Consider the following 24,483-nt stretch of genomic DNA (forward strand, 5'->3'; position numbering starts at 1 on the left):
GTTTTCATTTTTCCAGCGAGGCTTTAAACCAGAAGACGTTGTATGGATCCCATAAAGACAAGGTAAAGTAGATCGTTTGCCCGTCATTCTCGGTATACCGGTCATTCATATAGGGACCGTACAGTCCCGGATAATCCTCGGCTCGGACCAAATCCAGAGGCTTGCCCCATGGTCCCCATGGCGTTATGCCTTCACGTATGACAACACCCCTACCTTCCTTCAGATATGTCATCAGCCAGCGTTCCAGATAAGCATTCCATACAACCGAAAGCTCGCCTGCCGTGTCATCCACCACATCTATTGCATCCTTCATATCGGTGCTCCACTGGGGATTGCCGTCAGCATCCACGCCGCTAAAATACTCGTACTTGGACTGCTTCTCGATGTGCTCCTCCCCCACCTTCATAAGCTGAACGCCGCCAAAGCGCCCTGCTGGAATACCCCAGAAATAAATGTACGAGCCGCCTGCGTCATTCTCCACCTTATAGGGGCTTACCTGAATGAAATTGCCATCCCCCGGCCAACGGAGCTGGTCCTGCAGCTCCCAGGTTTCTCCGTTATCAACCGATTTGGCGACGCTGCTGTAATTGGCGTCCCACTTCCCCGGATCTCCCCAATGTTTGACCGACATGTAGTACAAATACAATGCACCTCCTGCCGCAATGCCGTGGGTCGGGATTTTCGTCATTTCTTCGTAGTCGATTTTGGCGGAGGGCAGCAGTTCCTTGGCCGTTCCGAATTCATCCGTCACCATGCCTTCAAATGTGATGCCGTCAGCCGCCTCCGCATCCGTTGTATAGGCCATCGTGTTGGAGCGCCAGTAGCTGCCTCCTCCGCCAGTCTGTCCCGGCTCCCTCTCGCCGAACGTATCCCCGAACACGAAGTAAGTTCGTTCCCCGTCGTTCATCATGGAACCGAGGTCGGTCCCGTACACCGCGTAACGATCCGTGTGATTAGGCGATGGCTCGCCGGTCAATTGCGTAATTTGTTCCAGGCCGGTTATGCCTTTTAATAAAAACTCCTTATCTGCTCCATCAAGCTGGGGATTCGCCTTGCTGCCGTTCGCGCAGCCGCAAATCAGTAAGAATAGGCCGGCAAGCAAAGCCGTTTTCACCCTCAAGCTCATCTCCCCTTTCGATTCGATATCCCACCCTTGATATCAAGGGTTAGAATGGCCGAAGATCTGTTTCATGCTGGCAGGGTTAAGCGGCTTGATATCCGGCAGAGGCAATCGTTTATCAACCTTTGGCAGTTCAGGGAAAGGGCGATGCGGTTCTGCCTGATACCAATACGCCGTTGAGGAAACATCGTCGCTGCGATGATTGTTATGGCCGTGCTCAATCGTGACCTTGATGCTGCTCTCAAACATGATCGGGTCCAGGATATGATAACGGTACGTGGAGATTTTGCCGCTCCAGTTCGGTCCCCCTCCCAAAATAATGCCATGATACGGGGTGCACACCTCCTGCTGCGGACACCATGCCGTGTTGAAATAATCCTCCATGCCCGTTCCGTGCAAGGTCGGAGGCCACGGCTCCCCATCGATGAAAATCATGTCGTCGCCTTCGCCGTACCAGTTCCATTCCCGCGTATCGCGCAGGTTGTGGACATTGAAGTTGCAGCCGATGTAATGGCCCTTACCGACCGCGTCCAAAATGACATAGTTGCCGCTGCCGGTCGTATTCTTGCCGCCGAATTCGTAGTAGGCGTTATCCACCCCGTTGTCCGGTATCCCGTCGGTCGGATTTTCCCGGTGCCACTGGGCATGGAATCTCAGCTCCTCCTCAGGCAGCTTATCGTAGGATTCGTAATCCACATAGAAATAAAATTTGATTGGATGCTCCGCCTCGCTCTCAATCGTAATGCGGGCTCCATCCGCATACGGCATACGGAAGAAGCTGTTGAATGCCTTTCCGTCCTCGGGACTCATCATCAATGCCGCTGACGTATAATTTTTGGTGAGCCCGTGCCCCATTCCGAAAAAATCGCCGATCGGCGCTTCCACGCTGGGCTCCGTCTCTTGGTCCCAGTACATGCGGAGAACGATTTTACGCGGCAAATACAATTCCTCCGCAGGGACGTTGCTGGCCATTGTCATCCAGATGTGAGTGATGGCGCCAGCGCCCGGAATACTGCAAATTTCGGTCAGATCGCCTGGGTTGATGGAGAAGTAGTCTTTATTGCCTCCAGAACGGTTGTAGCTGGATTCCCGTTTTCTTTTTCCGGTTCGGGTAAGGCTAAGTGAAGATAATGCTGCATGATTGTTCATGAATGATTCGCTCCTTTATGGGTTACGGATGATGGTTGAACGTACTTCGTAATGCCGTTTCACAAATTGTGACATCGATTGCAGAATTAGTTAATACGGAATGCAGGTCTTTCCAGAACCTGCATTCCCAGTTTATGAGTCCAATGCTACCCGGCGATATTACGTCGTGGCCAGACGTTCATATAGGCGTTTATTTTAGGCGTTAAATCTTTCATTCATTCCGGTAATTTTCCGCTCTTTAATGTCTTCAAGCGTTTCAACACCCCGTTTTCGCCTCTTCCCAAATAATCATGAAGTCCTTTATATTCCTTGTATAATTGATCATATACACGCACGTTGGCCTCAAGCGGCTTAAAGGTCTCTTCACGAACACGAGCAATGGCTTCTGCTGCCTCTACGATGCTCCCAAAGCCTCCCCGCTCTGTGCCTGCCGCCACGGCGCCGAACATAGCTGCTCCAAAGGCAGCCGTCTGGACGGTATCCGCTACTTTGATTTCCTTGCCGGTAACGTCGGCATAGATTTGCATCAGCAGCCGGTTTCGCTGTGGCAATCCGCCGCAAGCATAGAGCTCCTGGACTTCAACGCCGCTTTCGGTAAAGGCTTCGATGATCGCTCGCGTTCCGAAGGCGGTAGCCTCCAGAAGCGCCCGGTATATTTCCTCTGGCTTGGTCTGCAGGGTCAATCCAAGGATGACACCGCTCAGATCGGCATCCATCAGTACGGAACGGCTTCCATTCCACCAGTCGAGAGCCAGCAGGCCGGTTTGGCCAGGCTCATATTGCGACGCTCCACTCTCAAGCCACTCATGAATGCCGAGGCGCTCTTCGGCAGCCTTGCGTCTTACATATTCCGGCACTGCCTCATCCACATACCAGGCAAATATATCGCCAACGGCCGATTGTCCTGCCTCATACCCGTAATAACCGGGGATGATCCCGTCCTCGACGACACCGCAAATCCCTTCTCCCGTCACTTCCTTGTCGCTTAATATCAAATGACAAGTAGAGGTTCCCATGGCGAGCACCAGTTTACCCGGGGTTACGACACTGACGGCCGGCACCATGGCATGGGCATCGATGATGGCTACAGCTACCGCGGTTCCTGGCAGAAGCCCGGTTATGGCTGCCATCGAGTCGGTTAATCCGCCAGCTTTTGAACCCAGTGGCTTGATCGGGCCTCGCAGCTTCGCCTCCACAAGGGTCCCGAACCTCGGGTCAAGCGACTGGAGGAACTCCTTGGACGGATATCCATCCCGTTTATGCCAATTGGCTTTATAGCCTGCGGTGCAGCTGCTCCGTGCGAGCTGACCGGTCAATTGCATGACCACCCAATCGGCAGCCTCCATAAACAGTACAGCGTGCTCATACAGCTCGGGAGCTTCATTCAGAATCTGTAAAGACTTCGCAAGCATCCACTCCGAGGACAGCTTCCCTCCGTAGCGTGCAAGAAATTTCTCCCCTCGCCGCTTAGCGGCCTCATTAATCAGGTTCGCTTCATCCTGAGCCGCGTGATGCTTCCACAGCTTTACCCAGCTATGCGGATTGTCCCTCCATTCCTCGAGCATGCACAGCGGAGTCCCCCCGGCATCCAGCGGCATCATCGTGCATGCCGTGAAGTCGATGCCGATCCCGATGACTTGATCCGGAGATACGTTAGCCTCCGAGAGCACGCGCGGGATGGATTGCCGAAGCACCTCTATGTAATCATCTGGATGCTGCAGCGCCCAATCCTGCTCCAGCTTCAAACCCGAGTGGACCAGCACCTCGTCCATGACTCCATGCGTGTATGGCGTCACATGGGTAGCAACTTCTCGACCGGTCGTGATATCAACCAACAGAACTCTGCCCGATTCCGTACCAAAATCCACGCCAATGGTGTATAACTGCTTCATGTTATCTGCCTCCTATTTGTACAAAGGACCGTAAGCTGCGCATGCCCGGTAATCGGCCGAGACCGGCTCCAGTCCGCCAAAGGCGGTCCAGGCGCTTGGTCGGAATATCCGTTCCTCCGGAACGTTGTGCATGCATACCGGAATGCGGAGCATTGATGCCAAGGTGATCAGTTCCCCGCCGATATGACCATAACTCATAGCGGCATGGTTGGATCCCCAATTGCTCATCACGGTATAAACATCCCTGAACAGGCCATGACCGGTCAGATTCGGCACGAACCAGGTCGTCGGCCATGTAGGATCACTTCGCTGATCCAATATATCGTGTACCGCGTCCGGCAGCTCAACGGTCATCCCCTCGGCTATATGAAGGACAGGTCCAACACCCGCAACCCTATTGATTCTCGCGATCGTAATCGGCATTCCTTCCCGGGTCGTAAAGTCAGTCGAGAAGCCTCCCCCGCGAAAGAAATCAATAGCCGGACACCATTTAACCGCATCGAGGCAGTCCTGAACTTCCTCCTGCGTGATTTCCCAGAACGGCTTCATCGCCGGTCTGCCGTCCTTCGTCTGCCTTCCCGTTCCGTCAAGGGCAGCAGGCCCGGAATTGATCAGGTGGATCACGCCCTGCGCCGCAATTCCCTCAAGCCGATACCCGGTTACACGCTTTACGGCTTCCGGGCTCCAGTATGTACGAACATCCGCAAATACCTGGGCTGCATCCGTGAGAAGATGTCCGAACAGCATCGTGATCCCATTCAGATTGTCGTTCTCCGTTGCGACCATGTAGGGTTCTCTCAAACCATTCCAATCAAAGGAGGAGTTCAGTATAGCCTCCATGAAATCCCCGGTCGGAAAATAATCCGTCCAGGCACGTTGTCCTTGAAAACCTGCAGCCAGCGCATTTCGCCCGAGCGCTTCCTCTCCGTATCCCATTTCCGCCAGCTTCGGATTCCCCACCATCAAATCGCGGGCAATCAACGCCATCTTCGCGACGGTCTCCCAATCCTGCTGCTTCTGCTCATCGGTTCGCTTCAAATGCTTTGGATTGACGTCCGCCCCAGGTTTGCAATTTTCTTTAATCCAGGAAAGCGCCCGCTCATATTCGTCATGATCGTAAATTTCCAGCTCGATTCGTCTTACGAATTCCGTCATATCCACATATTCATTGCGCATCCCAAGATACTTCTGGAAAAAGCCCTCGTCGACGATACAGCCCGCGATTCCCATAGATACCGTGCCCATCGACAGATACGAAGTCCCCTTCATGGTCGCTACGGCAAGGCCAGCCTTTGCAAATTGCAGAAGTTTCTCCTCTACGTCAGCCGTAATTTCGGTATCCCCGATATCCTGCACATCCCGACCATAGATAGAGAAAGCCGGGAGTCCCTTCTGATTATGCGCGCCAAGAGCTGCTGCCAGATACACGGCACCGGGGCGCTCCGTTCCGTTAAATCCCCAAATGGCTTTCGGCCTTGTCGGATGCGTATCCATCGTTTCCGTTGGATAACACCAGGAGGGAGTCACCGAAATGGTAAGACCGACATTCTCCCTGGAAAATTTCTCCTCCGTACGTGCGGCTTCGGCTACGCCTCCAATGCAGGTGTCAGCCATCACGCATTCTACCGGCAGCCCGTTGCTATGCCTTAGCCGTTCGGTAAGCAGACGCGCTGTTCGCTTCGCCATATCCATCGTTACGTCCTCAAGCGATTCCCGAATGCCTCCCCTCCGACCATCTACAACAGGTCGAATACCAATCCTCGGCAGCTCGCTCTGCAATCGATTGCAGTAATGAGTTTGATATTGCATCGTCATCATCCTCTCTGTTTTTAGAGCGGCAGCATATAGAATCAATCCAGCCGTTTCACTTCATTGCTGTAAATCGCTATTTCAGGTTCAGACAGCGGGGCCTCATCGCGAATTCGACGCAGAAGAATCTCGCCGGCTTTGATCCCCATGTCATAGGGATGCTGCTCCATATAATAGAGTCCCGATTCCTTGAGTAATGGACCAGCCTCTACTTCACCGAAAGAAGCTACGGCCATATCGGCCGGAATCTTTAGACCGCTGCACACAATCTCAAGCAAAACACCGAGACTCATGCGGTTATTCAGGGATATAACCGCAGTTGGCCTTCTTTCCGCTGCCAGAAAATGCTGTATCGCGCGGATTCCGTCCTCCGTTGAAAAGTCTCCATTATACACCATGGGGTCCTCGTTCAGACCGCATTCCTTCATCGCTTTCCGGACACCGTCAAGACGTTCCCTTCCTGTGCTGGATCTCGTCGGTCCATTTACTACACCAATTGCCGTATGACCATCCTCAAGCAGCTTCCGGGTCAAGCGGGATGCGCCCTCGGTATTGTCCTCGGCTACCAGATCGAGAGTCAAATCCGCTTCCGGCGAGTCCGGCTTCCGGTCTACGAGAACAATCGGCATTTTGGAATCCGCCAGCTGCTTGATCGCCGGATCATTGCCGCCCGACGTCGCCAGTACGACGGCGTCCACGCGCTTTTCATGCATAAGCTTAAGCAATCGCCTTTCCTTGTCCGGATTCTCATCCGAGCTGCAGAATATAAGCTGAAAGCCTTCTTTGCCTACAATGTCCTCAATGCCTCTGGAGATCCCCATAAAGTAAGGGTTGGAAATATCTGGGACGATAACCCCGATCATATAGGTCCGGTCCTGCTTCAGACTGCGGGCGATGGCGCTTGGACGGTAATTCAATTGGTTCACCGCCGCCATCACTCGCTCTTTAATTTCATCGCTTACATAATCGCTGTCGTTCAGCACTCTTGAAACGGTTGCCGTGGATACTTCTGCTGCCGCTGCTACTTGTTTAATCGTTGCTTTTGCCAAACATTGTTCACCTCAAAACGTCATGATTCCGCCATGTAATCGATTACGTAAACGATTACAATCACAGATTACAAGAAGGGACATGCTTATGTCAACCCTATTTTTTAAAACTTCAGAAGAGAATTGCACTGACTTTTTGCATAGCTCTAACTCATCTCATTCTTGGGCGATTGGATGGCTTATCACGCTGCTTCTAATATAAGAAAAAAGCCCCTTACCTTTATGCAAGGTGGCTTCAGGGGGCTCCGTGCACTGCTGTAATATTTCACGAATCTATCTCCCTCTTATTATTAGGGAACCTGGCTGGTCATTAGGGATCAGACTTAAAGAAACCTGATATTTAAATACGTGTTGCTCATCAATATCGACCTTACCCTAGCGATCGTATCCTTTCTAATGGGGGGGTGGTCCACTCTGCTAAGCAAAACCCAGCGCAGACACGCAATGGCTTCAAACAGCTCAAGCTCAACGGCTTCGTAACGGTTCTCGTCACAAAAGGCAGCTCGGTAAAAAGACGCTTGCTTCTCGCTTACATATATCCACATTAAGATAATCGACCATGCGATATCATATCGGGGATCGCCCATTTGGACATTCGTCCAATCGATCACGGTCAGTTCGTCTTCATGCTCAAGAATATTGCCAAGGTGATAATCGCCATGGATGATACATTCTTGTTTCATGTTCGCACGCTGAACAAGCTCCATCAATGGATGTTGGATATCCGGGAACTCATCAATTCGAGGATAAAAATAAGAGACGAAGTCATAACTCGGCAGCCTGGAGCCGTTCAGACTATCCAGGGGCAGCTTATGTATATCCATTAGCATCTTCGCAAGCTTTACTAGTCTGGACTGATTGACTTTTAGTACGGGCGTGCCGTCGTAACTGGTCAGCATTACTGGATTGCTATACCGGTCTGTCCCCCAGCCCAAGGGCTCCGATACATCTCTTCCATGCGAATACAATGCATTCAATATTTGATACTGGATTAGAACATCGGGCTTGGACGCTTTATTCCAAACCTTCAGTACGTAGTCTGCCGATGGCGTGACGATCTTCACCACCTCTGCTTCCAGACCGGAATCTAACGGGATGACTTGCATTGCAGGTTCATGTTCCAACAATAGCTCAAGCGTCTGGCTTTTCTCCAACCAAATGATTTCCCGCAAATTACGTACCTCCGTCATGATGCAGCGACTCGATCGTTGCGAAAATATGGGAATAAACAGCCTGGACATTGGTCTCATTCATTACACCGTTGTATAAACCGTAACCCCAATGCTCCGCATCCTTGCCGTAATATCCGGTTGCATACATATCCGATGAAAGATCCGGAACCTCATCGTAAGACAATTCTTCGATCGTGAAGGGGACATGAGATTTTTTAGACTCAATATAGAAAAAGGGAACTTCAGCCTTATTATATACTTCTGTATACTTGGGCGCAGAAGCTTCCACCAGATGTTCTTTTGTTATGAATATGGCGTCAAGCTCCGCGGAAAGGTCTAGATCCTCTAGCTGCTGAAACGTAACTTCTTTAAAACCCACATGCCCCTTCTCCCTGACTTGCGGTGTTTCTCCGATCACACCAATGACGAGGCTTCTACCATCATATAGGGGCGTATCCATCGAATCTCGTTGAGCATTGCCATTGATCAGAATAACCAATACGAGTAATAGGACCACTATCATTCTTCTCTTCATGAAAATCTCCTTTGGCAAATTTCCCTTACTCACCAGCGCATTCCATGTCTCTTATCCCATTAATCACCTTTCCAATAACTCCATATTATGTGTATTTTTAAGCTTCGTAAACACTTATCTCACCTTGAATGCAAATCTCCACATCAAAAAAAACGCGTTTCGCGATTTTTTTGAACTTCCGTTTACTATTTCTCTGCTGAGAAGCTTGCTTTTCCTAATAAAGTCCGATGCATTCTCCTAGATGCTCCCCAATCATGTATCACATTTAGGACCTCTTCAAATTCTCTACCTTGGTCTGTCAATGAATATTCCACGGTAACCGGCATAGTCGGCAATACCTGACGGTTAATGATGCCGTTTTGCTCCAGATGCCTCAGGATCACTGTCAATGATTGCGTGCTGATATTGCCCAAACTCCGACGCAAGCGGTTAAAACGCTGAGGACCATCATGCAGTTCACCAATTACGTGAACTGCGCGTTTCACTGCGACTATTTTTAAAACCTCGCCAATAACCTCCGTACATTCTTCATAATCTTCGCTATGCTCTGAACGATCGCTCAAGTCATCGCCACCCTAACGTAAAGTAAGTTGGTCTATATTAAATGATCTAATCAATAAATATTGCCTACTGTTATTGTTGATTTAGAGTCATTATAATTTGGCACATAGCTGTGATCAAGGTGCAAACTTGAATACTGCATCACGTATCACCTGGAATCGCGCGATTCTCTTTCTGAATGGGGTCACATATCCGGAGATGTGACTTCGAACAAAAAAATATAACAGGAGGAGACAATACATGTCGACCACCATTACTACCATAAAAGAAATTCGCGCACCCTTATTCGCTATCATCATTGGCATGTTTATGGTCCTGCTTAATATGACAGCCATGAATGTGGCCATTCCTAATCTAATGAATTCCTTTCAAAGCTCATTATCATTTATGCAATGGGCGACCACGGGTTATATTCTTGCTGAAGCGGCCATCATTCCTGTAGCCGGCTGGCTGGCTGACCGTTTTGGCAGCAGGCGCATGTTTATCCTGGCAATCTTCATTTTTACAATCTGCTCGATTCTGTGCGCACTCTCGGTCAACGCAGAGCAATTTATACTATTTCGTGTACTTCAAGGCTTAGGAGGAGGCATAGTCATGCCGATTGGTTATGCCATTGTCTTTCAGATCAGTCCTCCGGACAAGGTAGGGACCGTAATGGGATCGTACTTGGGCGTTCCCATTCTTATTGCACCAGCCATCGGACCCGTGTTTGCCGGGTGGTTGGTGGATAGCGTTAGCTGGCCCTTTTTATTCTGGGTGAATGTACCTGTAGGCTTATTAGGAATCTGGTTTGGACTACGCTATCTTCCTAAACTGAAGAGTCAGACTCAAGCTAAGCTGGATAAACTCGGAATGATTTTTGGTCCAATCGCTTTTGCCGCCCTCGTATATGGCGTGAATCAAGCGGGCGATGCCGGATGGGGCTCCATACAGACCGTTATCGGCCTTGCGGTTGGTGTTGCGGCGCTTCTACTATTCATCCTGATTGAACTTGGCAAGAGCGAGCCGCTCCTTGAGCTGCGAGTGTTCCGCTCCAAGTCTTTTACAAGTGCTATGTTAATTCTATGGATAACTGCTGCCGCATTCTATGGAAACTTCTTTCTGGTTCCCGTTTATCTCCAGCAGGTGAAAGGACTTAATGCTTTTGATACTGGGCTTCTCATGATATCACCTGCCATTGCCAGTATCGTACTCATGCAGATTGGTGGACGTATGTATGATCGGTTTCGTAGTGTAAAGCTGCTTGTTATTATCGGTACTGCACTTCTAGGTCTGGGAGCATTCTTGCTCTTTACGGATTCATTTGGCAGAGGAAAGGGAATCATAATTGTCGCAATGACCTTAGCCGGATCCGGCCATGCATTATATGCTATGTCTTTGAACGCCTTCGTTATGAACGCTGCACCGCAAGGATTAATCAACCGTGTTACATCCCTAAACAATGCCTCACAGCAAGTGGTGGGCTCCTTTGCCGTGGCTGTCTTCTCAACATTGTTGACAACCCGTATTTCGGCTTCTTCTCATTCCGTACCGAAAATCGATGCTTGGGCTGATGCGTTCTCGTCTACATTCCTTGTTGTGATGGCTGTGGCCGCTCTTGGGGTCGTCATGGGATTATTGCTCAGTAAGCCGTCGGAACAAGTGGATAAACCCATCGATCAGCCAACAGCATGATAAGATGAAGGATGGATAAAACAAGAATCCCCCTCAACAGGGGGATTCTTCATTATAACCAATTAAAACATGCTTACTTTCACTTATTTCTTAACGGCTCTTTTCCGCTCTCCAATCAGAGGGAATTCACCGATCCGAAGCCTGGCGCTTCCGTATGGTACCAATTCCAATTCCGTAATGGGCTGTCCGTCCGTATTCGGATGAAGCGGAGGGTTTCCGGCGTTGTTGCCTTCCATCTTCCAATCCCGAATCAGCTGGCCTTTCACCTTCACCCTGACAGGTGCATCCTTCGCCAGGAACGGCTGGCGGACCATATCCTGCTCAAGCACCTCGAATGACGTATCGGCGACCAAACCGTATTTCCATGGAGATGCAGGGTAAATCTCCCAATCGTGGAACATGTCGCGCTGCCGGATCATCTGCCAGTTCTCTTTCACGGGCAGCACATACACCAGCGGCCCTCTTTCAATGCTGGTAGCGTACATGCTGCGCGTAACAGTCTTCACTTCCATCGGCAAATGAATATCCAATCGGTCGCCGTTCTGCCAGTTCTGTACGATTCGTGCATAACCGGACTGCACCTGGAATGGCAATTCGCGCCCATTCAGAGTAATGACGGGATCGTCGCACCAGGCCGGGATGCGCAGCGATAGAGGAAACGATGCCTCGTATTCCAGCGACAAATGGATTTGAACGCGATCCTTGAACGGATATTCCCCGGTTACCTCGACGACAGCCGGAACACCTTGAAGACCGACCGTCGTTCTCACCGTGCATGGGGCATAGGAAACGGCAACAAGCCCGTCCTCCCGGTCCTTCATCCACAGGTGCGACGTCAGCTTGGGCCAGCCCTGATGCATATTGGCCGTGCAGCATCCGAAGTTCGGCTCCAGGCCGAAGACGTTGGCATCCGGACTGTTGCTCCATGCCCGCGGAGCGACATTGCAGATCATCTGGTTCACTTGCTGATCATACTGATGCGAGGTCCAATCCGGGGAGATGGCGGCGGGCAGCGCATTAAATGCGACCTTCTCCAAAATATCCCCGAAACGTCCATCCCCGAAAATACGCGTCAGCTGCTCCATCGAGAACATATACTCCACGACGGCACATAATTCTACGCCTTGACTCGGATGGGTGCCGGATAACCATTCGTCTCCGGAGAACATGCCATGCGCTTGACCGTGATACGTCATCAGGGAATCGATGCCCCGATGCACGCTGTCCCGCTCCACCGGATTGCCACTCAATTCAAACAATACGCCCGGCGTTTTAATTCCCATCGCTACATTCACGACATGGGTTGTCCAATCCCACTCTTCGACCTTTCGCCAGAACGGAAAATCATGAAAGATATCGCTCCAGTCCGTTGTTTGTGCAGCAACGATATCGGCAAGCTCTAACAGAAAAGGTTGCTTCGTACGTCGATATAACCACACGATGCACAGCAGCATCTCAGCACCCCTGGTTTGCGCCCAGCCCCGCAGCGGCTGTTCCTCGATAACCGAATGGACATAAGTAAAAAACTTCGTCAGAAAAGGAATGATCCGTTCATCGCCCGTTGCTTCTTCATGCTGCATCATCACTTTCAGCATGATCATGTAATGCCACCAGTCCTGCTCCTTGTCGATATCCTGATTGACGGAGGTTATGCGAGCCGGACCGAACATGCCATTCTCCTGCTGGCTCGCAAGCGACCACTCAATCCAGCGATTCGCTTTGGCAATCAAAGTCTCGTCTTCGAGCAAATGAGCTAGCGGAAGCAAACCGTCAACATAATAAGGTCCCCGTTCCCAGCTCTCTCCCTGGCCGCCCAGCCACCCGTTCTCATCCCCTACGTCTTTCCACTGTTCTTCCAAATGTCCGGTAAAACCGCTTGCTTGAATCTCCAACTGACTCTTAAGCCATCCGGACGGTTTAATCGCTCGAAGCGGTAAACTGTTAAACGCAGTCTCATGCAGCATCAACTTCCACACTCCTTGTTTCTGTTTTAGTAGGTGCACTCTGGTAGAAATATACCATCTTACCCGGGCGGTGCCCTATACACAGAAACAACATCTTTTTATCCGATTGCAACATGCTGGCGTATTGAATCCGGACCGGCAAAGCGATTATCATAGAGAAAAGTCCGTTTTGAGGAGGAGGCCTGGTCGCAGATGATCTTCCAGTTCACGGCGCCGCCGTTGCCCCACTATATCATTTGTGGAGAAGATACCTATCAGGTAGGAGACAAACATCCGGATCGCTATAACATTGGGGTCTTTGATCTGATTCTGGTGACAAAAGGGGCGCTTTTCCTGGAGGAGAACGGTGCTGCTTACAGGGTGAGGGCCGGATGCTACTTGATTCTAAGACCGGATGCAGCCCACCGGACATTTGAGCCCTGTCAGGAGGAAACGCACTTTTATTGGCTGCATTTTCAGATGCTAGGGTCTTGGATTGAAACAGAGGAGCTGACCCTTTTTGCCTTATCGCAAACCGATCTGCCTTATGTGCAGATCGAGCGTTTCTCTTTTTATATACCCAAGTACGGAGAGCTGCCGTCGATAGAGCAGGCAAAACTCCTGTTAGAGCAAATGCAGAACCTTCAGTCATCGTCTTCTTCCGCGGCACGCTGGAAACAGGAGCAGCTGCTGCATGAGCTGCTCCTGCTGCTTCAAGCCGAAGAGGACGGGATCCAGCATCAGAATCCTCAGTATGCCATAGCCGAACGAACCGCCAACTATTTAAGACAACATTACAAAGAACCGGTTAGCTATCAGAGATTATCCGATGCCATGCACTTCCATCAGAACTATCTGTCGATCTGCATGAAAAAAACGTTCGGCTGCACGCCCCTGGAATTTCTAACGCGGCATCGGATCGAACAAGCCAAGCGATTATTGATCCACACCAACGATTCGATCGGACGCATTGCCGAAGAATCCGGATTCGGTTCTTTTCCGTATTTCATTCGCTGCTTTATTCGGTATACAGGCTTTAAACCCAAATCCTTTAGGCAGAAATACCGTTCCTAACAAAGCGTTCACAACACCACGATTGCTTAGAATACGCTTCGTACCAAGCCCCCGTCGATTCGAAGCGCTGAACCGTTAATCGCCGAGGATTTGGGACTGCTGAGATACGTAACAAAATCCGCAATCTCTTCCGGTCGAATCAATCGCTGAATGATGGAAGTCGGCCGATTCTCCTTCATAAACCGCTGCTCTGCTTCTTCGATCGAAAGATCCTCATCCGGATACAGCGTATTCAGCATCGTTTCAACGCCTTCCGTAAGCGTGGAGCCAGGCATGACGGTATTCACCGTGACGCGGGTCCCTGTCGTCAGCTCAGCCAAGCTTCTGGAAAGGGACAGCTGCATCGTCTTGGTTGCGCTGTAATGTGCCATCTCCTGGGACGGCATGACGGCCGCTTCACTCGCGATAAATATAATTCGACCTTCATTGCGATTGATCATGTTCTTCAAATAGTGCCGGGTTAACCGAACTCCACTCATGATATTGGTCTCGAAGAACCTGAACCAATCCGCATCAGGGATATCGAAAAATTCGGCAGGCTCAAATATCCCCAAATTATTGATCAGAATATCAACGACTGGAGCAGCTTCCCTGACCTGATGACAACCCTCCTCCGTTCCGAGATCCGCCACGGCAATACGCAGCTCGGCATCCGGATGCACAGCGTGAATATCATGGATCGTCTGTTTTACTTTGTCCTCATGTCTTCCATTCAAAATGACGGACGCTCCCTCGGCTGCAAGCGACATGGCAATCGCTTTGCCAATGCCGGACGTCGAACCTGTTACCAATGCGACTTTTCCCTTTAGATCCAAATTCATTAAACATCTCTCCTTCCGTTATGTAGGAATGACTCTCCCGATTCCCGTCGTTACCGCCCGAGGTTCAGGAGAGCCACAATATTCATTAAACTTCTGTCCTTACATAAACGCAGATTTCTTAGAAATCAAAATTGTCCGGATCCGGTCCTACCCTGTGATTTTGATTCAAGCTATCGATGCGCTGCATATCCTCAGCGGACAATTCAAAATCAAAGATATCTGCATTTTCGGCGATCCGATGTTCTTTGGTCGATTTCGGAATCGTGACAACGCCGTTTTGTAAATCCCAACGAAGAATAATCTGCGCGATCGATTTATGATGCTTCTCTGCAATGTGCTGAAGATCCTCTTGATCCAGCAGCTGTCCTTGCATTAATGGAGACCATGCTTCAAGCTGAATTCCATTCGCCTGGCAGTACGCCTGCAGTTCTTTTTGCGTTAGTCTTGGATGATATTCCACCTGGTTCACCATCGGTTTAATTTCCGTTTCCTTCATTAAAGGCTCCAGATGATGGATCTGAAAATTGCTCACGCCAATGGCTTTGACGCGTCCTTCCTTGTACAACGTTTCTAACGCCTTCCACGCATCTATATATTTCCCTTCAACCGGCCAGTGTATAAGGTACAAATCCAAATATTCCAGACCCAGCTTTCGCAGACTTTCATCGTATGCCTTCAATGTCGATTCATAACCGAGATCGGCATTCCATACTTTAGATGTGACAAACAGATCTTCCCGCTTGATTCCGGCAGCTTCCAAGCCCTCGCGAATGCCTTGTCCAACGCCTTCTTCATTGCCGTATATGGCGGCAGTGTCTATGCTCCGATATCCATGCTGGATAGCCGTACGTACAGCGTTCACCAGCTCCGGTCCTTCTTCTACTTTAAATACGCCAAGTCCAAACCAAGGCATGTTGACGCCATTATATAAAGTGGTTGTATCTTGTAAGTGTTGTGCTGTCATGTTGATAAACCTCCGAACATTTTTTTGTTATTTGTTGTAAAAAAGTTAGCCTATACTGCAGTATCCCCGATAATACGCTTAGACATCACCACCCTTCATAAAATGATCATTCAGGCCGCCTGCTTACTCGGCTTCTCCGTTTCCTTCCGTTCCAGCTTCAAGCTCCATCCGGTAAGAGCGACCGCGCCGAGCACCATCAGCGCCCCGATCCATGCCGTATGAATCAGGCCCATGGAATTCGTGATTAAGCCGCCAAGAAATGCGCCGATAGCGATACCGGCATTAAATGCTGCAATGTTCAGCGCGGAAGCCATATTCACAGCCCCCGGTGCAAACCGCTCAGCCAGCATGACGACATAAACCTGTAGTCCCGGCACATTCATGAAAGCCAGAAATCCCATAAGAATAATCGTGATCAGTCCTGCCACTTGAAACGGTGCGGTAAACGTAAGTGTGATCAGCACCAGCGCTTGGGCGATGAACATATAGAATAGTGCACGAAGCGGGTTGCGATTGGCTGCCTTCCCGCCGATCACATTACCGACTGCAATGGCGATCCCGTATACTAGCAGGATGATGGCCACCGTATTTTCCTTGAAGCCTGTTATATCCTGCAGCAATGGGGATAAATAAGTGAAGACGACGAAGGTCCCCCCATAACCGAGGGCCGTAATCAGGAGCATAAGCAGCAGTCTTCCATTCGTCAGCAATTTAGCCTGTTCACGGAATGAAGTGCGTTCTCCCTTCGGCAGGTCGGAAGGGACCAGGATACTGTTCGCGATCAACGCAACAATACCGACCACGACTATGGCGACAAAAGCAAGTCTCCAGCCCCACTGTTGACCTATAAACGTACCAAGCGGAACGCCGGTAACCGTCGCTACCGTCAGCCCCGTAAACATGATGGAGATCGCGGATGCCCTGCGGTTCTCAGGCACCACGCTTGCGGCAATGATCGAGCCGATCGACATAAATACGCCATGCGAAAAGGCCGAAAACACACGTGCTGCAAGCAGGATACCAATAGAAGATGCGCCCGCTGCCAAGCTGTTACCAATTATAAAAATGATCATAATCCAGAGCAGCAAAGTCTTCCTGGACATCCTTGATGTCAGCGACGTAAGGATCGGCGCACCGAAGGTAACACCAAGCGCATACATCGAGACGGTTAATCCGGCGGTCGTGACGGATATATTCATATCCTCCGCAATCAACGGCAGCAGCCCTACACTGATAAATTCCGTAGTTCCGATGGCGAAGGCACTGACGGCAAGCGCAATAAGAGCCAGCATACTTCTTTTTTTATCGATCATCATGATGTTAATTTTTCCCCTTTCCTATTCTCTTGCTTGTATATTGTAAAAATATTGAGTATGGTGTAATCCAGCTGGCAAATGCTATTATGATCTATATCATTTCTTGTGTGAAGAACGTACTTTTTTGTAATGTAGGTACCTGACAGTACCCTAGGTACTTTTTAGTCCCTATGAAGAATAGGAGGATGAATATGCAAACGAAGAAATACAACATCGCCGTCGAAGCGACATTGGAAGTGATCGGGGGCAAATGGAAATGCGTGATCCTCTGCCATCTGACCCATGGCCGTAAAAGAACGAATGAGCTGAAGCGTCTCATGCCGCACATCACCCAAAAAATGTTGACGCAGCAGCTGCGGGAGCTGGAGGACGACGGTGTGATCAATCGGATTATTCATAATCAAGTACCGCCTAAAGTGGAATATGAGCTGAGCGAGTACGGCATGAGTTTGAGCGGAATTCTGGATATGCTCTGTGCATGGGGCGAAAATCATATTACGAAGGTATACGGGGACAAATTCAGCGTGCTTGAGGACAGTATCCTGAATGATAAACTGAAAGTCTCGGACGAGCCCACAGCCACAGATGCACGCTAGACATGATTTATAAGCACTCTTGATACAAATAGCAAGGGCAAGGTCCGTGATCACGGACCTTGCCCTTTTCATATTCTCTCTATGCTATCAAATCATAAGAGCAATTCAGGGAATGAAAGAAATGTAATGCCCACCGGCACATTCCATGCGTAAGCGCCGAGACCGGTAGTTATTTCGCGTTCTCTTTCTCTTTTTGGCTGACGATCATATCCGCCACTTCCTCCGCCTGGGCCAGGACAGCAATGGGATCGAACGGCCAGAACCGTTTGGCATCGAGATAAAACACGCGATCCTGTTTGACGGCCTCAATCGAAGTCCACACCTTGTCCCTCTTATCCATCTCGGCACCGTTAGACTCATCAAAGAAGATATAATCGCCTGCGTAATCATTCAGAACTTCCAGGGAAACCTCTTTGTAAGTCACGTTGGCATCAATCAATTCTTTTTGAATCGTTGCCGGAGGCGTTAACTGAAGCTCCTTGTATATTGCCAATCCTCCCCGATAAATGCCGTCGCCGTACAGGTAGAAGGTTTTGCCGAAAGCGCCAAAGATGGAAAAGGTTTCACCCTCATCAATAACGCCATTCACTTTCGCGCGCAGTTCTTCTATTTTCTTATCAAAATCAGCAAGCCATTCCTTCGCTTCTACTTCTTTGCCAAGAATAGCACCCAATCCCTCTACTTCTTCGTGCACGCTTCGATAGGTTTCATAAGGCAAAATGACCGTCGGCGCGATTTTAGACAGCTTCTCGAAAACTTCCGGATCGGAGTTAGCGCTGATAATCAGGTCGGGGTTCAGTTCCACTATCTTTTCCGGAGCGCTTTCCCCCGTATTTTCTATGCCCTCAATCAGGTCTTGGATATGGACGTTCTCGAGATCCGTCGCTGTCGCGCCGACCGGCTTCTCTCCGAGCAGCAATAAGGTAGGTAAATATGCATCGACTACAATTCGCTGTGGATCGGCGGGATACTCGATCGGACCATGAATCGTATCCACCTTTCTTATCGTAGGAGCTGCGGCTTCAGTCTGGGGCTTGTCCGCGCCTGCAGCTGTTTGGCCTGAAGAACCCGCTTCGTTGGTGGTATTTCCATTCCCGCCACATGCGGAAATCAAGAACGAACATAGGATGAGCATGGAGAGAGTTACCCGAAATTTAGATGTGAACATAGTTTCATCCTCCTCATAAAGTTTAAGCTTGGATCAAGCACCGAATTGAGCCCGATGCAATCGGCTGTATATACCATGCGCTGCGAGCAGATCTTCATGGATACCTTGTTCGGCGATACCTTTGTCTGCAACAACCACAATGCGATCTGCATTTTTGATCGTTGCTAGTCGGTGTGCAATCACCAGGGTCGTACGTCCCTCCGACAGTTCGGCCAGCGCCTGCTGAATCGCCGCTTCGGTCTCCGCATCCAATGCAGACGTTGCTTCGTCCAGAATAAGAATCGGCGGATTCTTGAGGAACATCCGGGCGATCGACAGGCGCTGCTTCTGTCCGCCGGACAGCTTAACGCCTCTCTCTCCAATTAAGGTGTCCAGCCCATCCGGAAGCGAAGCGACCAGATCCTCAAGCTGGGCACGGCTCACAGCTTTCATAATGTCGCTATCTGCAGCATCCAGTCGGCCATAAGCAATGTTTTCGCGAATGCTGCCATCAAACAGGAATACATCCTGCTGCACGATGCCAATATGGGAACGTAGGGATTGCAGCGTCATGTCCCGGATATCGATTCCGTCAATCGTAATCCGGCCAGCAGCTGTATCATAGAAACGCGGCAGCAGAGAGCACAGGGTGGTCTTGCCCGCTCCGGACGGACCCACAAGCGCAACAGTTTCACCGGCTCGAATCGATAAATTAACATCCTGCAGCACTTGATCCTTGTTCTCGTAACCGAAGGATATCCCGTGAAAGGCAATGTCTCCCCGCAAATGGTTAACTGGCTTGGCACCCGGCGAATCCGCAACGTCCGGTTCGCTCTCAAGCAGCTCCAAATACCGCTTAAAACCGGCGATTCCCTTCGGATACATCTCAATCACCGCATTGATCTGTTTAATCGGCCCGAGGAACACGTTGGACAGCATGACAAAAGCGATAAATTCCCCGTTGGTCATCCGCCCTTCGATCACGAACCAAGTACCGCACACCAAAACGAACAGGGAGATGAATTTCATCAGGATAAAGCTGATCGAAGAGTTCCAAGCCATGATGCGGTAAGCTACCAGTTTCGTTAAGCGGAAGCGGTTGTTGTTCTCCGCGAAACGAGCCATTTCATGCTCCTCATTCGAGAAGGCTTGTACCACTCGGATACCGCTGACGTTGTTCTCCACCCGTGCGTTGTAATCGGCAATATCGGAGAACATGCGCTTGAAAGCAGCCGACATTTTCCCGCTGAAATACAGCGATAGATAGACCATCAATGGAACAATCACAAACGTCATCACCGCGAGCTCCCAGTTAAGTCCGAGCATGATGCCCAAAGCTCCGGCAAGCGTCATGACGGCGATGAACAGATCTTCCGGACCGTGGTGGGCAATTTCTCCGATATCCATCAAATCGTTTGTCATCCGCGAGACTAGATGTCCCGTCTTGTTGTTGTCAAAAAAACGGAAGGATTGCTTCTGAACCCGATCAAACAGTTTTTTGCGCATATCCGTCTCAATGTTGATGCCGAGTTTATGCCCCCAATAGGTGACAACGTAATGAAAGAAGGAACTGACAACATAAATGCCGAGTAGACCCAGACAAGCGTATAAGATCCACTTCCAGTTGCCGCTTGGCAGCAAGTCGTCAATCACGCGGTTGACGGCAACCGGGAATATCAATTCAAGTAAAGCCGCAAAGATAGCGCAGCAAAAATCCAGGATAAACAGCCCTTTATAAGGCTTGTAATAGGAAAAAAATCGACGCAGCATAAGGACCTCCTTAATCCGATATTCCGCTATAGAAATGAGCAAGTCCTTTCTTTTTAACAATTGCCCCATTTAGATCCGTGACGAACTTATCCTTTTATGCTCTCGATCTGGATAACAGGTACAGGAAATAAGGAGCACCGATCACCGCAACTACGATCCCCGTCGGAATCTCAGATGGTTGGATGATCCAACGTCCAAGGGTATCGGCTGTGATAACCAGCAGTGCACCAACCAGTGCCGTTACCGGCAGCAGCAGCTGATGCTTCGCACCGACCAAGCGTCTGGACAGGTGGGGTGCGATAAGTCCGACAAATCCAATTCCGCCGCTTACTGCGACGCACGAGGCTGCCAAGCCAATCGCCGCTGCCAACAGCTTCAGCTGCTCCCTCGTGACGGAAGCACCGAGTCCGGTCGCCATCGGTTCTCCAAGATTGAGAACGTTCATCACCTGCGCTTTATACATGACGAAGGGCAGAAGCACAAGGATCCATGGGAGCAATGCCAATACAAACTTCCAGCTCGAACCCCAAATGCTGCCCGCCAGCCAAGTGGCAACAAACTGATATTTTTCCGGACTCAAGCGCAGCGTTAGCACAATCATTGCCGCACTAATGCCAGCCGCAACGGCAATCCCTGTTAAGAGCAGCCCCGTCGGCTTAAAGCCCTGATTCTTCTTATAGGCCAGCACGCATATTAATGCAGCGGTTAAACTCGCCCCAATCAATGCAAGCACCGGCAATAGATAGACAGGAGCCGCAGTCGTACTTGGAAAAAATGAAATGAACAGCATCACCATCAAGCCTGCACCGGCATTAATCCCCAAGATACCCGGATCCGCCAGCTCATTACGGGATATTCCCTGCATCACACATCCCGATATTGCTAAGCCTGCCCCAATCAGCAGCGAGATGACGATACGCGGCAAGCGGAATTCGAACAGCACCAGCTCCTGCTTATCCGTCCCGCCGCCTAACAGTGTTTTTATGACCTCAAGCGGCGACAAACGAATGACCCCCGTGTTCATACTGATTAGAAATACTAGAACGATCAGGGCAGCCAGCACAGACAGGGTGATGATTTTGCGCTTCTTGTCTTTTCGCCCATGCATGGTATTCGTGATGGTCTCCATTACAGCTCCCTCCTTTCTTTGCGTGCCAAGTAGAGGAAGAAGGGCACCCCGATCAATGCGATGATCGCGCCCACCGGTGTCTCGTAAGGAGGGTTCACCATTCTTGCTGCTAAGTCGGCAATGACGACCAGCAAGCTCCCAAGAACGGCCGAGCAAGGAATGATGAGGCGGTAATCCACACCGACCAGCTTGCGGGTGACGTGCGGAATCATGAGACCGACAAAGCCTACCGCACCGACAACCGAGACGGCAGCCCCTGCCAGCACCAGCACGATCACCGTTCCTGCCAGCTTGACGAGACCCGTTCGCTGCCCGAGCCCGCGGGCAATCTCATCGCCGAGGCTGAGCATGGTAATAGAGCGTGACAATGCAATAGCTCCCAATATAGCAGCGACGATCCACGGCAGCATAATCTTCAGATGGACCCACTTAATCCCCGCGGTTCCTCCGGCATACCAGAACGCCATATCCTGTCCGACCTGAAAATACAATGCAATGCCTTCGCTAAGCGCACTTAACAAAGCACTTAGGGCAGCACCCGCAAGAACGAGACGTACCGGCGTTAGCCCCCCTTTTGCCATGGAACTGACCCCATACACGAGAACCGCACCTAATCCTGCTCCAAGGAATGAGAACAGAATCAGGTACATATAAGGCAGCCCCGGAAAAAAGGAAAAACAGAGGGCAATGGCAAAACCCGCTCCCGCATTTAATCCAAGCAAACCGGAATCAGCGAGCGGATTGCGGGTCATCCCCTGCATGATCGCGCCGGATACGGCAAAGCAGGCGCCCACCATCGCCCCGCCGAGGACTCTCGGCAAGCGCAGTTCCTGTATGATCTGATGCTCCGTCACATCGGGATTAAAGAAGAACACCGCTTCCCATACATTTCGCAGATCAATCTCGGCCGCTCCGAGCGATATCGATAAAGCTATGCCAAGCACCAGCGCTGCAACGCCGCCTGTAAGAATCAGCGTCGCAGCCCATGGTCGCCCCTTGAGTGTAACGTCGGTCTTGGAATCTGTGAGACTTGGATTGGACGTGTTTGATGACATCATTTTCCCCTCAATACTATGATATTGATTCTCATTATCATCTGTAACTATAAAATATAGGTCTTTCCTGCGTCCATGGACATCTTGAATTTCCCACCTGAAAAAAGTCCATGCCCAAGTCAAGCGTTTTTTTCCAAATATAAGCGATACTGCTTTGGGCTTAACTAAATGCCCCGCTCCTAATGGATTGTGCCATTGACACGGAAACCTCTATTCCATTACAATAAATGCTAATTGAATGAGGCGATGGAGTTCGCCATAACCGCTTCGATAGCTAATGACTCCTACCAGAGGTCGCTTTCCTGGTAGGAGTCTGTTTGTGTATTGAAGGGTTAGCGGCGAATATATAGAAACGGGTGAAATTTCATGATTAAAAAATGGTTTAACGCTGCCGAAAAATGGCCATACGCCTTGTTGTCCGGTTACTTCATCAAATGGATGGTTCTGGGAGGTTTTATAGGATTGATGACGGGCAGCGCCTCCGCCTTCTTTCTTTACAGTCTGGACTATGTTACCTCCCTTCGCATGGAGAATCCTTGGCTGCTGTTCTTCCTTCCCTTGGGAGGGGCCGGGGTCAGCTTCCTATATTACAAGTTTGGCAAGAGCAGCACCAAAGGGAATAATCTCATCCTTGAACAAATCCATGGCGGTACGGAATCCATTCCATTGCGCATGGCACCTTTAGTGCTAATCGGGACATTGATCACGCATCTGTTTGGGGGATCTGCAGGACGTGAGGGCACTGCCGTTCAGATGGGAGGAAGTTTATCGGAGTGGTTCGGTAAGCTTATCCGCGTTACGCCGGCGGATCGAAAAATACTGCTAATCTGCGGAATTAGCGGCGGCTTCGGATCCATCTTCGGCACACCGCTGGCAGGAACGCTATTCGGACTTGAAGTGCTTGCCATCGGACTGATCTCGCATCAAGCCCTTTTCCCTGCATTCGTAGCCAGCTTGGTCGGGAATCTGATCGCCACCTCCCTATGGGGCGTCAGCCATCTGCATTATCCGATCGGAGAAATTCCGGCTTTGAGTTTCCTCGTGATCCTAAAGGTGATTTTCGCCTCGATTCTCTTTGGTCTGACAAGCCGGCTATTCAGTGAGCTAACCCATTCCTTGAAGCAGTGGTACGGTTATTTCTTCCGTAATCCGATGATCAAAAGCGCTGTCGGCGGCATCATCATCATTGCGCTGGTTTATCTGCTTGGGACACGCGAATATTTGGGGCTAGGACTCCCCCTGATTGAAGCCTCCTTCACAGACGAGGTATCACCTCTCGCCTTTCTCGGCAAAATCCTCTTTACCTCGCTGACGCTCGGAGCAGGGTTCCAAGGAGGGGAAGTAACTCCGCTGTTCGCCATCGGGGCAACGCTGGGCAACGCGTTATCCGAATGGATCGGATTATACGCTCCGTTCCTGGCTGCACTAGGATTTATTGCCGTCTTCTGCGGAGCGACGAACACCCCGATTGCTTGCTTTATTATGGGAATCGAACTGTTCGGCGGGGAAGGCGCCGTGTATATGTTGATGGCCTGCGTTATCAGTTACCTGTTCTCCGGGCACTCCGGCATCTATAGCTCCCAACAAATCGGCATATCCAAACACCCGCTCCTCTCGTTTCCGCTGGGCACAACGCTTGCGGGTGCGAAGACGTTAAATAAACAGAAGCACAAACAAAAGACGCCCAAGTAATCGGACGTCTTTTGC

At 50.3% G+C, this 24,483-nt stretch carries 20 protein-coding genes and 1 riboswitch; of the genes, 4 read left to right on the forward strand and 16 right to left on the reverse strand.

All coding sequences use genetic code 11. From position 1 onward, the window contains the following. Positions 1-4: 4 nt before the first annotated feature. The 8 genes from AC0VZ8_RS19595 to AC0VZ8_RS19630 form a co-directional block, all read right to left on the reverse strand. Complete coding sequence (locus AC0VZ8_RS19595; protein ID WP_475487721.1) at positions 5-1,114, reverse strand: DUF4185 domain-containing protein; 1,110 nt, start codon at positions 1,112-1,114, stop codon at positions 5-7. A 45-nt stretch (positions 1,115-1,159) separates the two neighbouring features. Beyond that, on the reverse strand, positions 1,160-2,269 hold the full coding sequence (locus AC0VZ8_RS19600) for a glycoside hydrolase family 172 protein (protein WP_475484132.1): 1,110 nt from the start codon (positions 2,267-2,269) through the stop codon (positions 1,160-1,162). 215 nt (positions 2,270-2,484) lie between these two features. Continuing rightward, a complete protein-coding gene (locus AC0VZ8_RS19605) occupies positions 2,485-4,161 on the reverse strand; it encodes a ribulokinase (RefSeq protein ID WP_475484133.1) in 1,677 nt (558 codons plus the stop codon). A 12-nt stretch (positions 4,162-4,173) separates the two neighbouring features. Further along, positions 4,174-5,970, reverse strand: a complete 1,797-nt coding sequence (locus AC0VZ8_RS19610) for an L-fucose isomerase (protein ID WP_475484134.1) — start codon at positions 5,968-5,970, stop codon at positions 4,174-4,176. Between the two features lie 41 nt (positions 5,971-6,011). Next, on the reverse strand, positions 6,012-7,019 hold the full coding sequence (locus tag AC0VZ8_RS19615) for a LacI family DNA-binding transcriptional regulator (RefSeq protein ID WP_475484135.1): 1,008 nt from the start codon (positions 7,017-7,019) through the stop codon (positions 6,012-6,014). Between the two features lie 323 nt (positions 7,020-7,342). Continuing rightward, positions 7,343-8,191 (reverse strand): aminoglycoside phosphotransferase family protein, encoded by an 849-nt coding sequence (locus AC0VZ8_RS19620; protein WP_475484136.1) that lies wholly within the window; start codon positions 8,189-8,191, stop codon positions 7,343-7,345. A 1-nt stretch (position 8,192) separates the two neighbouring features. Beyond that, a complete protein-coding gene (locus tag AC0VZ8_RS19625) occupies positions 8,193-8,726 on the reverse strand; it encodes a hypothetical protein (protein WP_475484137.1) in 534 nt (177 codons plus the stop codon). Between the two features lie 185 nt (positions 8,727-8,911). Then, positions 8,912-9,289 carry a winged helix-turn-helix transcriptional regulator gene (locus AC0VZ8_RS19630; protein ID WP_475484138.1) on the reverse strand — a complete coding sequence of 126 codons (378 nt, stop codon included), beginning with the start codon at positions 9,287-9,289 and terminating at the stop codon, positions 8,912-8,914. A gap of 238 nt (positions 9,290-9,527) precedes the next feature. Here AC0VZ8_RS19630 and AC0VZ8_RS19635 point away from each other — a divergent pair, with 238 nt between their 5' ends. After that, complete coding sequence (locus AC0VZ8_RS19635; protein WP_475484139.1) at positions 9,528-10,961, forward strand: MDR family MFS transporter; 1,434 nt, start codon at positions 9,528-9,530, stop codon at positions 10,959-10,961. Between the two features lie 83 nt (positions 10,962-11,044). On the opposite strand, the gene AC0VZ8_RS19640 is transcribed toward AC0VZ8_RS19635, so the two are convergent. Continuing rightward, positions 11,045-12,925 (reverse strand): beta-L-arabinofuranosidase domain-containing protein, encoded by a 1,881-nt coding sequence (locus AC0VZ8_RS19640; RefSeq protein ID WP_475484140.1) that lies wholly within the window; start codon positions 12,923-12,925, stop codon positions 11,045-11,047. A 192-nt stretch (positions 12,926-13,117) separates the two neighbouring features. Here AC0VZ8_RS19640 and AC0VZ8_RS19645 point away from each other — a divergent pair, with 192 nt between their 5' ends. Further along, positions 13,118-13,978 carry an AraC family transcriptional regulator gene (locus AC0VZ8_RS19645; protein ID WP_475484141.1) on the forward strand — a complete coding sequence of 287 codons (861 nt, stop codon included), beginning with the start codon at positions 13,118-13,120 and terminating at the stop codon, positions 13,976-13,978. Between the two features lie 26 nt (positions 13,979-14,004). Here the strand turns inward: AC0VZ8_RS19645 and AC0VZ8_RS19650 are convergent, their stop codons facing one another. The 3 genes from AC0VZ8_RS19650 to AC0VZ8_RS19660 form a co-directional block, all read right to left on the reverse strand. After that, positions 14,005-14,799, reverse strand: coding sequence for an SDR family NAD(P)-dependent oxidoreductase (locus AC0VZ8_RS19650; RefSeq protein WP_475484142.1), 795 nt, complete (start codon positions 14,797-14,799; stop codon positions 14,005-14,007). A gap of 118 nt (positions 14,800-14,917) precedes the next feature. Next, positions 14,918-15,763, reverse strand: a complete 846-nt coding sequence (locus tag AC0VZ8_RS19655; protein ID WP_475484143.1) for an aldo/keto reductase — start codon at positions 15,761-15,763, stop codon at positions 14,918-14,920. A 110-nt stretch (positions 15,764-15,873) separates the two neighbouring features. Beyond that, positions 15,874-17,079 carry an MFS transporter gene (locus AC0VZ8_RS19660; protein ID WP_475484144.1) on the reverse strand — a complete coding sequence of 402 codons (1,206 nt, stop codon included), beginning with the start codon at positions 17,077-17,079 and terminating at the stop codon, positions 15,874-15,876. A 191-nt stretch (positions 17,080-17,270) separates the two neighbouring features. Here AC0VZ8_RS19660 and AC0VZ8_RS19665 point away from each other — a divergent pair, with 191 nt between their 5' ends. Further along, positions 17,271-17,675, forward strand: a complete 405-nt coding sequence (locus AC0VZ8_RS19665) for a winged helix-turn-helix transcriptional regulator (RefSeq protein WP_475484145.1) — start codon at positions 17,271-17,273, stop codon at positions 17,673-17,675. A gap of 169 nt (positions 17,676-17,844) precedes the next feature. Here AC0VZ8_RS19665 and AC0VZ8_RS19670 read toward each other — a convergent pair whose 3' ends face one another. The 4 genes from AC0VZ8_RS19670 to AC0VZ8_RS19685 form a co-directional block, all read right to left on the reverse strand. Then, entirely contained in the window at positions 17,845-18,843 is a 999-nt protein-coding gene (locus tag AC0VZ8_RS19670; RefSeq protein ID WP_475484146.1) for an ABC transporter substrate-binding protein, read from the reverse strand. A 33-nt stretch (positions 18,844-18,876) separates the two neighbouring features. Then, positions 18,877-20,592, reverse strand: a complete 1,716-nt coding sequence (locus AC0VZ8_RS19675; RefSeq protein WP_475484147.1) for an ABC transporter ATP-binding protein — start codon at positions 20,590-20,592, stop codon at positions 18,877-18,879. 94 nt (positions 20,593-20,686) lie between these two features. Continuing rightward, positions 20,687-21,721: a FecCD family ABC transporter permease gene (locus tag AC0VZ8_RS19680; RefSeq protein WP_475484148.1), complete on the reverse strand. Its 1,035-nt coding sequence runs from the start codon at positions 21,719-21,721 to the stop codon at positions 20,687-20,689. Beyond that, positions 21,721-22,776 carry a FecCD family ABC transporter permease gene (locus AC0VZ8_RS19685; RefSeq protein WP_475487722.1) on the reverse strand — a complete coding sequence of 352 codons (1,056 nt, stop codon included), beginning with the start codon at positions 22,774-22,776 and terminating at the stop codon, positions 21,721-21,723. The genes AC0VZ8_RS19680 and AC0VZ8_RS19685 overlap by 1 nt, the downstream gene beginning before the upstream one ends. 233 nt (positions 22,777-23,009) lie before the next feature. After that, a riboswitch (Fluoride riboswitch) is annotated at positions 23,010-23,070 on the forward strand. A 72-nt stretch (positions 23,071-23,142) separates the two neighbouring features. On the opposite strand from AC0VZ8_RS19685, the gene AC0VZ8_RS19690 reads away from it, so the two are divergent. Beyond that, positions 23,143-24,468 carry a voltage-gated chloride channel family protein gene (locus AC0VZ8_RS19690; RefSeq protein WP_475484149.1) on the forward strand — a complete coding sequence of 442 codons (1,326 nt, stop codon included), beginning with the start codon at positions 23,143-23,145 and terminating at the stop codon, positions 24,466-24,468. The last annotated feature ends 15 nt before the right edge of the window (positions 24,469-24,483 follow it).

This window comes from Paenibacillus sp. QJM3NY_38 (assembly GCF_056173265.1).

Excerpts from the sequence above, each read along its gene's own strand:
- AC0VZ8_RS19600 (WP_475484132.1), bottom strand. The coding sequence starts at position 2,269 with ATGAACAATCATGCAGCATTATCTTCACTTAGCCTTACCCGAACCGGA.
- AC0VZ8_RS19605 (WP_475484133.1), bottom strand. The coding sequence starts at position 4,161 with ATGAAGCAGTTATACACCATTGGCGTGGATTTTGGTACGGAATCGGGC.
- AC0VZ8_RS19610 (WP_475484134.1), bottom strand. The coding sequence starts at position 5,970 with ATGCAATATCAAACTCATTACTGCAATCGATTGCAGAGCGAGCTGCCG.
- AC0VZ8_RS19625 (WP_475484137.1), bottom strand. The coding sequence starts at position 8,726 with ATGAAGAGAAGAATGATAGTGGTCCTATTACTCGTATTGGTTATTCTG.
- AC0VZ8_RS19635 (WP_475484139.1), top strand. The coding sequence starts at position 9,528 with ATGTCGACCACCATTACTACCATAAAAGAAATTCGCGCACCCTTATTC.
- AC0VZ8_RS19640 (WP_475484140.1), bottom strand. The coding sequence starts at position 12,925 with ATGCTGCATGAGACTGCGTTTAACAGTTTACCGCTTCGAGCGATTAAA.
- AC0VZ8_RS19645 (WP_475484141.1), top strand. The coding sequence starts at position 13,118 with ATGATCTTCCAGTTCACGGCGCCGCCGTTGCCCCACTATATCATTTGT.
- AC0VZ8_RS19650 (WP_475484142.1), bottom strand. The coding sequence starts at position 14,799 with ATGAATTTGGATCTAAAGGGAAAAGTCGCATTGGTAACAGGTTCGACG.
- AC0VZ8_RS19655 (WP_475484143.1), bottom strand. The coding sequence starts at position 15,763 with ATGACAGCACAACACTTACAAGATACAACCACTTTATATAATGGCGTC.
- AC0VZ8_RS19660 (WP_475484144.1), bottom strand. The coding sequence starts at position 17,079 with ATGATGATCGATAAAAAAAGAAGTATGCTGGCTCTTATTGCGCTTGCC.
- AC0VZ8_RS19665 (WP_475484145.1), top strand. The coding sequence starts at position 17,271 with ATGCAAACGAAGAAATACAACATCGCCGTCGAAGCGACATTGGAAGTG.
- AC0VZ8_RS19670 (WP_475484146.1), bottom strand. The coding sequence starts at position 18,843 with ATGTTCACATCTAAATTTCGGGTAACTCTCTCCATGCTCATCCTATGT.
- AC0VZ8_RS19675 (WP_475484147.1), bottom strand. The coding sequence starts at position 20,592 with ATGCTGCGTCGATTTTTTTCCTATTACAAGCCTTATAAAGGGCTGTTT.
- AC0VZ8_RS19680 (WP_475484148.1), bottom strand. The coding sequence starts at position 21,721 with ATGGAGACCATCACGAATACCATGCATGGGCGAAAAGACAAGAAGCGC.
- AC0VZ8_RS19685 (WP_475487722.1), bottom strand. The coding sequence starts at position 22,776 with ATGTCATCAAACACGTCCAATCCAAGTCTCACAGATTCCAAGACCGAC.
- AC0VZ8_RS19690 (WP_475484149.1), top strand. The coding sequence starts at position 23,143 with ATGATTAAAAAATGGTTTAACGCTGCCGAAAAATGGCCATACGCCTTG.